The organism is Parendozoicomonas sp. 209JJ7-1, assembly GCF_058147085.1.
The window spans coordinates 19,110-32,031 of sequence record NZ_JBYVJU010000017.1 but is presented as its reverse complement, the minus strand read 5'-3'; the positions used below and the strand labels follow the sequence as shown (position 1 = coordinate 32,031).

At 50.9% G+C, this 12,922-nt stretch carries 11 protein-coding genes; 6 read left to right on the top strand and 5 right to left on the bottom strand.

Features of this window, described 5'->3' with window-relative positions; all coding sequences use genetic code 11:
* Complete coding sequence (locus tag ACY2RQ_RS16005) at positions 1 to 2,298, bottom strand: xanthine dehydrogenase family protein molybdopterin-binding subunit (protein WP_490113994.1); 2,298 nt, start codon at positions 2,296 to 2,298, stop codon at positions 1 to 3.
* Between the two features lie 235 nt (positions 2,299 to 2,533).
* Between ACY2RQ_RS16005 and ACY2RQ_RS16000 the strand changes: the two genes are divergently transcribed.
* Positions 2,534 to 2,974, top strand: a complete 441-nt coding sequence (locus tag ACY2RQ_RS16000; protein WP_490113993.1) for a MarR family winged helix-turn-helix transcriptional regulator — start codon at positions 2,534 to 2,536, stop codon at positions 2,972 to 2,974.
* 292 nt (positions 2,975 to 3,266) lie between these two features.
* Positions 3,267 to 3,770 carry a hypothetical protein gene (locus ACY2RQ_RS15995; protein WP_490113992.1) on the top strand — a complete coding sequence of 168 codons (504 nt, stop codon included), beginning with the start codon at positions 3,267 to 3,269 and terminating at the stop codon, positions 3,768 to 3,770.
* Between the two features lie 19 nt (positions 3,771 to 3,789).
* On the opposite strand, the gene ACY2RQ_RS15990 is transcribed toward ACY2RQ_RS15995, so the two are convergent.
* The 3 genes from ACY2RQ_RS15990 to ACY2RQ_RS15980 form a co-directional block, all read right to left on the bottom strand.
* Positions 3,790 to 5,310 carry a flavin-containing monooxygenase gene (locus ACY2RQ_RS15990; protein WP_490113991.1) on the bottom strand — a complete coding sequence of 507 codons (1,521 nt, stop codon included), beginning with the start codon at positions 5,308 to 5,310 and terminating at the stop codon, positions 3,790 to 3,792.
* Between the two features lie 44 nt (positions 5,311 to 5,354).
* Positions 5,355 to 6,230, bottom strand: coding sequence for an SDR family NAD(P)-dependent oxidoreductase (locus tag ACY2RQ_RS15985; protein ID WP_490113990.1), 876 nt, complete (start codon positions 6,228 to 6,230; stop codon positions 5,355 to 5,357).
* A gap of 178 nt (positions 6,231 to 6,408) precedes the next feature.
* Positions 6,409 to 7,479: an AraC family transcriptional regulator gene (locus ACY2RQ_RS15980; protein WP_490113989.1), complete on the bottom strand. Its 1,071-nt coding sequence runs from the start codon at positions 7,477 to 7,479 to the stop codon at positions 6,409 to 6,411.
* Between the two features lie 166 nt (positions 7,480 to 7,645).
* On the opposite strand from ACY2RQ_RS15980, the gene ACY2RQ_RS15975 reads away from it, so the two are divergent.
* Positions 7,646 to 8,494, top strand: coding sequence for a metal-dependent hydrolase (locus tag ACY2RQ_RS15975; RefSeq protein WP_490113988.1), 849 nt, complete (start codon positions 7,646 to 7,648; stop codon positions 8,492 to 8,494).
* 47 nt (positions 8,495 to 8,541) lie between these two features.
* On the opposite strand, the gene ACY2RQ_RS15970 is transcribed toward ACY2RQ_RS15975, so the two are convergent.
* The gene (locus ACY2RQ_RS15970) at positions 8,542 to 9,618 is read right to left on the bottom strand and encodes a hypothetical protein (RefSeq protein ID WP_490113987.1); all 1,077 of its coding nucleotides are present in this window, start codon (positions 9,616 to 9,618) and stop codon (positions 8,542 to 8,544) included.
* A 269-nt stretch (positions 9,619 to 9,887) separates the two neighbouring features.
* Between ACY2RQ_RS15970 and ACY2RQ_RS15965 the strand changes: the two genes are divergently transcribed.
* The 3 genes from ACY2RQ_RS15965 to prpC all read left to right on the top strand — a co-directional run bounded on the left by ACY2RQ_RS15965 (position 9,888) and on the right by prpC (position 12,792).
* Entirely contained in the window at positions 9,888 to 10,577 is a 690-nt protein-coding gene (locus tag ACY2RQ_RS15965) for a GntR family transcriptional regulator (RefSeq protein ID WP_490113986.1), read from the top strand.
* A 51-nt stretch (positions 10,578 to 10,628) separates the two neighbouring features.
* A complete protein-coding gene (gene prpB, locus ACY2RQ_RS15960; protein WP_490113985.1) occupies positions 10,629 to 11,531 on the top strand; it encodes a methylisocitrate lyase in 903 nt (300 codons plus the stop codon).
* A 112-nt stretch (positions 11,532 to 11,643) separates the two neighbouring features.
* A complete protein-coding gene (gene prpC / locus ACY2RQ_RS15955) occupies positions 11,644 to 12,792 on the top strand; it encodes a bifunctional 2-methylcitrate synthase/citrate synthase (RefSeq protein WP_490114053.1) in 1,149 nt (382 codons plus the stop codon).
* The last annotated feature ends 130 nt before the right edge of the window (positions 12,793 to 12,922 follow it).

Here is a 12,922-nt window from a genome sequence, read left to right as displayed (position 1 = left end):
TCAGGGAGAGCCTCCCGGGGACAGATTTGAAAGAATGGGGAAACAAGAGCGTGTTTTCGCTCTGACTACCCCCGGCGTAAACGGAGCCTTATAAAAACGCACACCCGTCGCATTAAACAACCCATTGGCCACCGCCGGCGCGCAGGGTAAGGCTGCAGACTCACCAACACCCAGAGAAGGATACTCTGGCTTATCATCAAGAATCAGTTCTATCTCAGGCAGCTCGGTAAAATTGAGAATCGGGTAACCGCCCCATTCCAGGCTGGCCACCTTGTGTTCATCAAACAGTACCCGTTCCTTTAATGTACGACTGAGGGTTTGAATAATATTGCCATGGACCTGATGGCGGACACCGGCCGGATTAATCACCCGCCCTGCGTCCTGACCTGCAACCACTCGAATTATCCGAATATCACCGGTTTCCGGATTTACTTCCAGATCCACCATCCATGCCGCCATAGCCGCGCCAAAACCGGGAAACTTACTGTGCACATAATGACCATAAGCAAAACCACGGCCATGCAACCAGCCTTCGGTAACCCGTTTAAGTCCTTTATGCTTATCTTCAGCCTGCCAGCCTCCCCGTTCAGCCACCAGCTGTATTAAATCACAGGCACGGGCATTCCCTTCCAGGTGCTTCAGGCGAAAAGCGACAGGGTCAGTATTTGAACGCTGCGCCAGTTCATCAATAAAACCCTCATGGGCAAAATTGTTTGGCAGAGCGGAAACACCCCGCAGCCAGGAAGAACGCACCAGTGGCGCGGTATCATCACAGCTGATATCAATAGCCGCGTAGTTATATGGCGGAACAGAAGTCCTGTCCCCCATCTCAAACACTTTTTCATCAGCCCGAATCTTACCGGTCAACAGTAGCGCGAGATTGGTACCATCATTGGATGGGTAACGGGTTTTAAAGCGATAACCTCCAGCCGCTTTTCCGTCTGTGGACAGGCTGCCAGTAATATCCATTACCTGAGCCGTGCCTTTTGGCTCCCAGCCATGTTCCTGCTCTCGACTTAGCTGTACGCGCACTGGCCCGCCCACAGCCCTTGATAACAGGGTCGCATCCGAACCAACATCATCGGCGCAGTTACGGCCATAACAACCGCTGGCCTCCATACGGATAATCTCAATGCGATCTTCCGTCTCGCCGGTTAAACGGGAAATATCCGTCCTTAATGAATGAGGGTTCTGAGTACCGGACCACAGTCTGATACCTTCTGACGATACATCGGCCACAGCGCAGGACGGCCCGATAGAACCATGCATATTGTAGGACCAGAGATAAGTTCGCTTGAGAACTGTTTTTGACGACGCAAACTCAGCTTCGACATCCCCAGTGGATTTCAACGGCCTGTTTTTAGCGGGATTGTCCCGTAACGCCTGTTCAAGGGAAGACATATCCGGTAACGGCGGAAAATCTTTCCACTCAACCTTTAACTCTCTGGCTGCTTTAACAGCCTGCTCTTCCCGCTCGGCAACAATACCAATAAAGTCTCCCTCAATAACGATTTCGACAATACCGGGAATATGGGAGATGGAATCTGCATCCACCCGGCTAAGGCTTTTTCCTACAAAAGAACCTGTATCCCGGCCGGTGTACGGCGGCCTGACAACCCGGCCATGGAGCATACCGGGCATCCTGAAGTCATGAACAAAGGTCAGTTCCCCTGCGGCCTTGGCAGGAATATCTATCCGTTGTCGTGAACGGCCTATCTGACGGTAAGCAGCCCGATCTTTTAAGGAAACATCATCTTTCAGCAACAGGTCATAACGCTGCCCGGCCACCAGTTCCCCATAACTGATTGATTGCTGAGAGTTGGAAATCACCGAAATAATACCTCTATCCACCTGTAACTGTTCCGGTGAAATGTCCCACAACTCTGCCGCCTTACTCACCAGAAACTGCCTGGCCTGGGCTGCCGCTTTCTGCAGAGGCGCTGAGGTAATCTGGATAGTGGCGCTGGCAATGGTTGGCCCCTGGTTGGGTACGTCGCGGGGATCACCCAGCACCATGGTGATAGTGTCCGGCGCTATATCCAGCTCTTCCGCTACAATTTGCCCAAGGGCTGTACGAATGCCGGTGCCCAGGTCCACATGGCCGTTAAAAGCCAGCACTCTTCCATCATCCAGAACCGCAATAAACAGCTCAGGTTCCGTAGCGACATAGTCCGTCCGGTTGCCGGGCTGGCCAGGGGCAGGTTTGGGCGGTGGCACAGGATCGCGGTATACGGTCAAAATACCTTTGTCGTGTAACAGCTGCTGGCGCGAAGGAACTACAGAGGTTACTGCATTCATGGGTATCCGTTTTGTTATTATTCGCGTTATAATAATTTTAAAGTGTATACATTATATTTTGCGCAACGAAAACCCTTAAATAAAAGGCTTTCAAAAATCACATATAGTGTTACCGCTATAATTTTTAAATATTTCAGCTATGACACTGCCCCTTTAAGAGCAGTCACCGCCCGACCCCGTTCTGGCCGCCTCTTGTTTAAGAAGCATTGCTGACAAACTATTGCTAATGAGGATAATGAGCAAATATTCTTCCCCCTCCGAACAGGGCTACGTACTCTCTGAGCAGGTTGGCCACCTTATTCGCAAGGCCCAGCAGCGCCATACCTCCATCTTCCAGCAATACAGCAGTGATATGCAACTGACCCCCATCCAGTTTGCCGCCCTGTGCGTTATAGTGGAAAAGGACTCCAGCTCTCTGACCGAACTGGTGAAAGCCACCGATATTGATCAGGCCACCATTCGCGGTGTTGTCAGCCGTTTGAAAAAACAGGAGCTTATTGATCTGTGCTCCGACCCGGAAGACCAGCGCAAGGTTATCGTAAAAGCGACGGAAGAAGGCCGCAAGGTACTTTCCGATATGATGCCAGTGGCCAAACAGATTACTGAGAAAACCCTGGAAAAACTGAACCCCACAGAGCGGGTGGCACTGTTCCACCTGCTGGAGAAAATCACTTGAACACGACGCTCTCTCTGGTAAACCGTTCCTGATTTTTCAGAGCGGTTTACGGCCTGACAACCCTGTTTGCTTCCAGCGGAACTCCCTGCTCTCCCGATGACTCTAATAGATTCCATACTCTCTCTGGACACTATGAAAAATGATACGGGTTTGTACCTCACCAGGTGCCTTTAACAGGCCGGCAATCCCAAGGCCACTCAAGAAGCCAAGCCAATGCCGTTGGAATCAAAAGTGCACACGCCGATGCAGAGATACTCTCCAGCAAATACGGCAGCAAAAGCGCAAAAATCAGGTGGACCAAAAACGCTCCAAGTATAAAATGGAACCTTATCCTTTAATTAAATCTGTACCCAGCCATTTGACAGTGGAAATAAAAAGTGAAGAACCTCCGCTGATTCTGCACCATACAACCATGCATGAGATGAAGAGTCTGCTGGTTGCCATCAGGCACTATACCTATGCTCCCACTCATCCGAAATCTGGTGAGAGCAACCTTCAAAACTGGATAAAAGCACTGAGCGTCCTTAAATCCTGTATTCATCAGGTCCACGAAAGATTCACAGGAAAAAATCCGAACAGGTCACTTAATCCATTAGAATTATCTGGAAGCAATATCGCCATTACTGTCGACATGAGCGGACCCTCATGCTTAGCTATGGCTCAGCAATATATAAACAACGTGGATAAGGCCATTGAGCATTTTCATAAACAAATAACATCATTCGATCAGGTCTCTGGAGATATGGATACCGACCTGGATCAGAAAGCAGCCGGCACGCAGAAGACCGGCAATTAAAACCCTGAGCAGACAGCCATTAGCCGACAACCTCTTTCCTGACGTTCTCTTCCTGGGTTCCTATGTCTTCACAGGATGTTTTCGACTCCGAACAACGGGAATATTCCAGGGATCTTTCAGTGACCCTGCCCAGCCGTAAATTGAAAAGATCCCTTATATAATTCTGATACAACTTCCACGGACGCCGGGAGCCCTGCTTGGGGATACGTTCTACCACCCGCTGAATATAACCTGGCTGTATATCCACAAAAGGCTTCTGCTGCATACCCTGAACATTTCTGGCGACACACTGCTGCCAGCCTTTCTTGTCCATGTAGTTCATAATCTTGCAGAAATACGCCATTATCAGGTCGGCTTTCAGTGTCCAGGAGGCATTGATGTAGCCAAACACCATGCTCATATTGGGTACGTCTTCAAACATCACACCCCGGTAATACATCTTGGACGGGAGATGAACCTGTTCGCCATCCAGGGTCAGCTCCATTCCCCCCAGCAACTGCAGGTCAAGCCCTGTTGCCGTGATGATAATATCCGCCTCAAGCTCTTTACCCGACGCAAGCCGGATACCGGATTCCGTAAACGTATCAATATGATCCGTTTCTATGGATGCCTGGCCATTCCTGATGGTCTTAAACAAGTCACCGTCCGGCACAACACAGAGACGCTGGTCCCAGGGCTGATATTTCGGCGAGAAGTGCCTCATATCATACCCTTCGGGCAACTGTTTCTTAGCCAGTTTAAGAATCAGGTTACGTGCGGAATCAGGAAATGTTCTGCAGTACTTATAAATCAACCATGACATGGAAATATTCCGGCCACGGGTGACGCGATAAACCCATTTTTCCGGCAGAACCTTACGCAGCCCGGTTACAATGGGGTCATCCTGGGGCAGGGTCATGATATACGTGGGCGAGCGCTGGAGCATGGTGACATGTTCCGCTTTCTCTGCCATGGCCGGTATCAGGGTGACAGCGGTTGCTCCGCTGCCAATAACAACCACCTTTTTGCCGCTGTAGTCGTAATTCTCGGGCCAGTGCTGAGGGTGGATAATATCCCCGGCAAACCTCTCCTCCCCTTTAAAATCCGGACGGAACCCCTGCTGGTAGTTGTAATAGCCAGTACAACACATCATAAACTGGCATTTCACAATCCGGGGTGAGCCTGCGGCCTTATCGGTGACCCGTAAATTCCAGCGGGCGCTGCCGGAATCCCAGTCAGCGGATGTCACCCTCTGGCCGTAGCGAATTCTCTCCCCTATGCCATTTTCTTCAACAGCCTCGGCCAGGTATTGATAAATATCTTCCCGGTCAGCAATACCGTGGGGACTGGTCCAGGGTTTGAATTTATAGCCAAAGGTGTACATATCGGAATCGGAACGAATACCCGGATAACGGAAAAGGCTCCAGGTTCCACCTATATCGTCACGCCCTTCCAGAATAATAAAGCTCTTCCCGGGGCAGAGTTTCTGTATATGGCAGGCGGCCCCTATTCCTGAAAGACCGGCACCAATAATCACCACATCGTATTCTTGTTCTGTCATGTGCTGCCTTATTCCTTGTTTCTCTGCCATGGTGGCCACTTGCATTAATCGGAAATTTTTTCGGCACGGCGGAACTTCTCAACCTGCCGGTTTCTGCGCGTAATAATACTGAGGGCAATAGACTGGTATTTGGCAGGGAAACAGCGCTGAAGAAAATCAATAATCTTCGCATCTGTTCCCACAAGAATTCTCGGACACTCTTTTTTCACACCAGACAGAATAATCTGCGCGGCTTTTTCAGATGTGGTTTTTGCCAGCCTGTCGTTAAATTCCTTTTTCTGCTGTTCCTCGGAAAAATCCGGCCCGGCCAGATCCAGCTTACGAGAGTTGTTGACTATATTGGTTTTAATTCCACCGGGGTGCACACAACTGACATTTACACTTTCACCCGACAGTTTCAATTCCATACGCAGGCTTTCGGTAAAACCGCGCACACCAAATTTGGCCGCATTATAAGCCGTTTGATTGGGCATACTGATCAGACCGAACAGGCTGGAGATATTAACGACATGTCCCCATCCTGCTTTTTTCAAATAGGGAAGGAAGGCCCTTGTACCATGAACCACGCCCCAGAAATTTATGTCCATCAGCCAGTCAAAGTCTCTGTCTGACATAGACTCAAGGCTGGCATTAAGACTGACACCGGCATTATTGAAAATCATATTGATAACACCAAACTTTCCGGCGATATCATCAGCCCAGGCATAAACCTGATCAGGCTGACTTACGTCCACAGTCTGGTAATGTACATCTTTGGTATAGCTGTGACACAGATGTTCTGTTTCCCTCAGCGCCTTCTCATTAACATCCGACAGCGCCAGTCGGCACCCTTCCCGGGCACACTCAACAGCCAAGGCCCGGCCTATACCGGAACCTGCACCTGTAATAGCAACAACGCCTCCACGCAAATTCCGCAGCATATGAATACCTCACAACTCAAAAGCACACTAATACAGATCCGATGATCTGCAGACCTGTTGTTATTATTCTCCGGCCTGTGAGCATAGAAGCAGGCAGGTAAAGAGCCGGACAGCTCTGGATGCTTAATATTGCTCAAGTTACCAGTGTACGACAGGTGAACACATGTCAATTCAATGGTTATTTTACGTCAAACTTGTCAATATGAGTGTGTTTAAAGGCCATTGGCGTTAAACCGGTCCAGGATTTGAACGACTTGGAAAAGTTGGATGTATCGGTAAAACCCAGCCGTGTGGCTATATCATCCAGGGCAACACCCTGTTCCAGAAGCTCCCGGGCCTGCATCAGCCGGGCCTTGGATTTCAGCTGCTGATAGGTCATACCATGTTCTTTCAGGCGGCGCTGCAAGGTACTGGCAGACATAAACACCTGCGCCGCTATCTCTTCCAGGGAAGGTTTTGCGCCTTCCATCCGACGAATCCTGTCCACCAGAGTGGAAACCAAATCCCTTGGCTCAAGGTCTTTTATCTCATTTTCGCAAAGTTCTGCCGCAACAGTGGTCAACTGTTTATCAGAAGTTCCGAAGGGATACGACATCCACAGGGTTGGCACCTGGATTTCCATATCCGGCTGCCCGAACCTGACCTCTATATCCTGCTCCTGAAAATACGCCGGCAAATGCTCGGGTTCCGAAACAGTCATAATTATTCTCGTTCGTCCGGATAACCGGCAATCAGCCAAAAGGCTGCGTACAATGGCGTCACAGGTCACCAGGGTGGAAATCTCGAACATAATGGCCAGGCCGGGATGATCCCCCTCTTTATAACCAGAATAACCAGAATCCTTGATGAATTTCATGGTGCTGTATGTCGGACCAGGAAGCAGCTCAGCACGGGTAGTACTGGTTCTGGTGCGAAAGTACTGGGCCAGAAGAATACTGGCCTCGCTCAGGGTGTTCGCCCCCTGGATCGCGATACCCAGAGCGCCATGGCTGTTCATTCCCATAAACTGCCCGAATTCCACCGCCGTCTGGTAATAATCTCCCAGAGCATCAATCAGGTTTGCAGTGATCCGGTTCATGGTTTTATCCGCGATACGGGCCGGAGGCGTAATAAGCAACGCCAGGGGGCAATCACTTCCCCTCACCAGCTCTGCCGCGCTGATCCCACGCAGATGGGCAAAATCCCTGCAGGCGGCCAGATACTCTCCGGCATAGGAGTAGTCTCCCGTACCGTATACGTTAAGAGACATACTCTGACCTCTCAGCACCATGACAATGAGACCGTATCACCTGTATGGACACGCAACAATTGACCATAATTCCCTTATCCGCTGACCAACAGTCATTGTTTTCATACAGGCGTTGTCAGGAAAATCCACGGTCAAAAATAATAAGAACATTGATGAGATCCAGGATATGAACATTAAACCCCGCAGAATGGCATTTCCGTTTTCCAACATGAAAGCCAGGCTGTTCTTTCATAACAACAGCCTGAAATCGGCTTTCGTCGCTGCCCTGTCTTCAACATTCCCCCCCGGCGAAGGGGAGTTTATAGATTCCGTCCGCAATTACCGGGACCAGATCACTGACCCGGTTCTCAAAGAACAGGTGCGGGGATTTATAGGGCAGGAAGGCCATCACAGCCACCAGCACAAACAGGCCAATATAGCCCTGAAAAAACTGGGCTGGGACTCCCCCAGACTGGAGAAACAACTGGAACGGGATCTGAACCGTATACACCGCCGGTGCAGCCACAAGTTCCGCCTGGCCCTGACGGTGGGTATGGAACATATGACAGCGATCATGGCGGAATTTATCCTGAAAAACGCTGATATTATCGCGGACGCAGAGCCGACAGCCCGCGACCTGTTCTACTGGCATGCTGTCGAGGAGATAGAACACAAAGCTGTCGCCTTCGATGTTTATATGCAGTGTTGTGACAATGACCAGAAATATCTGCGCAGAACACTGAGTTTTATCAAAATCGCCTTTTTTGTTCGTATCTCCCTTTACGTGGTCGCCCTGCTCTGGTGGGCGAAAATCTGGCCAAGCTGGAAGGACATCAAAGACTTCAGTAATTTCCTCTGGGGAAAACGAGGGATCATGACCCAGATACGCCAGCCCTATAAAGATTTCTTCCGTCCCGGCTTCCACCCCTGGGATCACCAGAACCAGGATCTGGTCGAAATGTGGAAGAGAGATCTATATCGCCCTGAACATGACAGGGGCAGTGAGCTGTACCAGGACCAGGAAGTTCCGGCCTGAAGAGCTCCAATCCAAGAAGCCCAGTGACAAAACCAGAGACGGTCCGCTCAAGCGGTCTTTTTGCGGAACAGCGCAACCAAGACCTCATTGCATTTCTGGTGGCAGAATTTTATCCGTGCCATCACTTCAACAATGCCGTCATCCGAAACATAGAATATGCCGTGTTCCGGATGGCACACCAGCCAGTGCTCCTCATCTATTCGGTAAAAGCCTAAAGGCACGAAATTATCTCCATCCCCCATCCAATCCATATAGATACAGTCACCAGGTCTGACCTGTCGAAAGCAGGGGGACAGCTTGCCCTCCACAGAATCAAATTCACCAAGCTTGATATTTGTCCAACTACACATCTTTGCGCCTGTTACACAATCAACCGGGTGGGAGACCAGTTCTTTCAACGGCATCGAGACTGCATAACCTTCCTCGTGATTCTTAATCGCAGCGTCAATCTCAATGCATTCGCACTCTTGCAACATCTTCTCGAACATACTGAGTCTTTGGTAATTTATACTCGGATCTGACCTCATTGCACTTTTAGCCCGCCCGGGAATCTGGTCAGGGTGTTCAAACTCGCCGTTAGACTGCATCAGCAGCCATTCACCCACAAATGCGACGCTGGATGCATTTTTCAGAAGCGTGATAATATGACCCGGAGCCATAGGATTAGTGGCCAGTGTTGTTTGATAGGCACCATCAATATTGCAATCCATCTGCACGGACAGTGACGAATCATTACACATCCCGGTTAAAAAGGTTTTCTGGTCACCCGGGCATTCCATTCTGACACACTGGATGGCCTTCTGTTTTTCTTTCGCCTCAGCGCCATCCCTTATTTCCTTAAGAGCTGCTGCTAAACGTGCTTGATTCAACCATCTGGTTACGACGAATGAACCCACCGCAATGCTGACCGGGGTAAGAACACGTGCCCACAGGGGTTTATCGGAGACCAGTCGGTAACCCAGATACGCGGCCCCCAGGCTGCCAAGCACAAGACCACTGATATAAACCCCTTTGCACATAGTCTCGTGACTGTCCAGCGCGGCTTTTGTCTGCCGTCTGACAACCTCATCATAAGCCTGATGGCCAGTCATCCCTTTTAAACCTGTTGGTAATGGTGCAGCCATGTGCAAGTCCCCCATTCTCTCCATAAAGCATGTTCAGCTTTGACCAGAGGCGGAAAGAAAAAGTCATGCCCCTGCAGGGGATGTAAGAGGAACTGACATGCCCGTCAGCTATTCGGTTTAACGCACATCTTTCAATCTCATATTGTTAACAATATGAGATTGAAATCTGCATTTTATTGGCTTAACCTTCAAAAAAAACAAATATTGTCAACAATTAGCGTTTAACCTATAACCCAAGTGCGTATATCACAAATTCATATATCAAGAGCATGAGCCGCCCACCTGAAACCCATTCCGACAGAGTCTTTGAACAGCTCCAGCAGGCCATTGTCCAGGGGAAAATCTCCGCCAACAGCCGCCTTAGCGAAGCGGAGCTGGCCAGTCACTACGGCGTCAGCCGGGGGCCATTGCGGGAAGCGATTCATCGTCTGGAAGGCCGGGGGCTGGTTGTACGTACCCCCCACAGCGGCACCCGGGTTATCTCCCTGAGCCTTGAAGAGCTGCTGGATATCTTCCAGATACGGGAAGTGCTGGAAGGGCTGGCCTGTCGTCTGGCCGCCGGGAATATGTCTTCGGAACAGATTGACGATATGTACAGGCTGTTGGAACACCACAGCCAGCAGGCAGAATTTCGTGAAGGTGTCGCCTATTTTCAGCAGGAAGGTGATCTGGACTTCCACTATCGCATCGTACAAGCCTCCGGCAATCGTCGCCTGTTTGAAACCCTTTGCGGTGAGCTTTACCACCAGGTGCGCATGTACCGGAACCAGGGCAGCACCGGTGGTAACCGCCCGGAAAGAGCCCTGGCTGAACACCGCGCCATTGTTGATGCCCTGGCAGACGGTGACGCTGAAATGGCTGAACTGCTGATGCGCAGGCATATCCGTACATCCCGGCTGCGCCTGCAAAAGAACTGGCGCTTTCACGATGAGCCGCACGACGAACAAAATAGCAAATAAGCAAACAGCGTGCAGACACTGCACCACGAGAAATAAAGAGGGAAGTGAAGAATGGCAGAATCAACCGTCAGCAGTACATCCCCCGGCCGTCGCTTCAGAGATGCGGTAGCCAGTAATAATCCTTTGCAGGTTGTAGGCACTATCAATGCCTATACCGCCATGATGGCGGAGAAAGTCGGCCACCAGGCCATCTACCTGTCCGGTGGCGGTGTAGCCAACGCGTCCTACGGCCTGCCGGACCTGGGCATGACATCCCTGAACGATGTACTGGAAGATGTACGCCGTATCACGTCAGCATCCTCACTCCCCCTGCTGGTTGATATCGATACTGGCTGGGGCGGCGCTTTCAATATCGCCAAAACCATTCGGGATATGGAAAAAGCCGGAGCTGCTGCCGTGCATATTGAAGATCAGGTTGCCCAGAAGCGTTGCGGCCACCGCCCGAACAAGGCGATTGTCAGCAAAGAGGAAATGGTTGACCGGGTAAAAGCCGCCGTTGATGCCCGTACCGACGATAACTTTGTGATTATGGCCCGCACCGATGCTTTGCAGGTGGAAGGTATAGACGCAGCCATCGAACGGGCCTGCCTGTGCGTAGAAGCCGGTGCCGATATGATCTTCCCGGAAGCCATGCACACTCTGGAAGAGTACCAGCGCTTTGTAGATGCGGTAAAAGTGCCCACTCTAGCCAATATTACCGAGTTTGGCGCAACACCGCTGTTTAACTGCGAACAGCTGGCCAGCGCAGGTATTGATCTGGTGCTGTATCCCCTGAGCGCATTCCGCGCCATGAATAAAGCGGCACTGAACGTATACCAGACCCTGCTGAACGACGGTTCACAGGAAGCTGTGCTGGATACCATGCAAACCCGCATGGAGCTGTATGATTTCCTGGGTTACCACGACTACGAACAGACCCTTGATCGTCTGTTTGCCGATGACAAAAACAAATGAGCGTTAGAAGTACCTGAAAACCATAACAACAACTTCCGGGCGAACAGAAACAGCCATGAGCGAAGAAAAGTACAACGCCGCCCACGTTAACAATAAAAATGGATATGTGACGATGTCTGATAATAAAACAAAAGAAAGTGCAAAAAAGCTGAATGGCGCAGGACTGCGTGGACAGTCTGCCGGTGAAACCTCACTGTGTACCGTGGGTAAAACAGGCGCAGGCCTGACCTACCGTGGCTACGATATCAAAGAGCTGGCGGACAAGGCCGAATTTGAAGAAGTGGCTTACCTGCTGCTTTATGGCAAACTGCCCAACAGCGCCGAACTGGATGCCTATAAAGGCCGTCTGGCAAGTATGCGAACACTGCCCAACGCCCTGAAAGTAGTGCTCGAGCATATCCCCGCGTCCGCTCACCCGATGGACGTGATGCGTACTGGCTGCTCCATGCTCGGCAATCTGGAAACGGAAACCGACTTTGCCGACCAGCACGATCATCTTGATCGTATGCTCGCCGCGTTCCCCGGCATCATCAATTACTGGTACAACTACAGCCACAACGGCATTCGCATTGATGTGGAAACCGGCGCAGACTCCATCGCCGAACAGTTCCTGTGGACCCTGCACAACAAAAAACCCGACCCTCTCCATGTAAAGGTGATGCAGGCCTCACTCATTCTTTACGCCGAGCATGAATTTAACGCCTCCACCTTTACCGGCCGGGTCTGCGCCTCCACCCTTTCCGATATTCACAGCTGCGTAACGGCGGCTATCGGCTCCCTTCGCGGCCCCCTCCACGGCGGTGCCAACGAAGCTGCGATGGATATGATCGAACAGTGGTCCACCCCTGATGAAGCGGAAGCCGCCATCATGGACATGCTCGCCCGGAAAGACAAAATCATGGGCTTTGGCCACGCCATCTACCGGGAATCCGACCCCCGTAATGCCATTATTAAAGAGTGGTCCAAGAAACTGTCCGACCATGTGGGCGACACCCACCTCTATAATGTCTCCGAACGAGTAGAGGAAGTGATGTGGCGGGAGAAGAAACTGTTCTGTAACGCAGACTTCTTCCATGCTTCCGCCTACAACTTTATGGATATTCCCACCAAGCTGTTTACCCCGATTTTTGTCTGCTCAAGGGTAGTCGGCTGGACAGCACACGTAATGGAACAGCGTGCCAATAATCGCATTATCCGCCCATCCGCCGATTACACCGGCCCGGACAGCGCGAAATGGGTTGATATTGCTGATAGAGCGTAGATGCCAGAAAGGCAGGGGGAGGTGTTGTGTTTGCAAAGGCCAGGGATTGGCCTGAGAGCGCCTTCGGGCAGGGAAAGCCCTGTAGCGCGGCAAACACAACACCATTTCCTGCCTGAACGCCGAACTGAAG

Coding starts and splice junctions, on each gene's coding strand:
- ACY2RQ_RS15975 (WP_490113988.1), top strand. CDS start 7,646: ATGAACATTAAACCCCGCAGAATGGCATTTCCGTTTTCCAACATGAAA.
- ACY2RQ_RS15980 (WP_490113989.1), bottom strand. CDS start 7,479: ATGTCTCTTAACGTATACGGTACGGGAGACTACTCCTATGCCGGAGAG.
- ACY2RQ_RS15970 (WP_490113987.1), bottom strand. CDS start 9,618: ATGGCTGCACCATTACCAACAGGTTTAAAAGGGATGACTGGCCATCAG.
- ACY2RQ_RS15990 (WP_490113991.1), bottom strand. CDS start 5,310: ATGACAGAACAAGAATACGATGTGGTGATTATTGGTGCCGGTCTTTCA.
- ACY2RQ_RS16000 (WP_490113993.1), top strand. CDS start 2,534: ATGAGCAAATATTCTTCCCCCTCCGAACAGGGCTACGTACTCTCTGAG.
- prpC (WP_490114053.1), top strand. CDS start 11,644: ATGTCTGATAATAAAACAAAAGAAAGTGCAAAAAAGCTGAATGGCGCA.
- prpB (WP_490113985.1), top strand. CDS start 10,629: ATGGCAGAATCAACCGTCAGCAGTACATCCCCCGGCCGTCGCTTCAGA.
- ACY2RQ_RS15965 (WP_490113986.1), top strand. CDS start 9,888: ATGAGCCGCCCACCTGAAACCCATTCCGACAGAGTCTTTGAACAGCTC.
- ACY2RQ_RS15985 (WP_490113990.1), bottom strand. CDS start 6,230: ATGCTGCGGAATTTGCGTGGAGGCGTTGTTGCTATTACAGGTGCAGGT.
- ACY2RQ_RS16005 (WP_490113994.1), bottom strand. CDS start 2,298: ATGAATGCAGTAACCTCTGTAGTTCCTTCGCGCCAGCAGCTGTTACAC.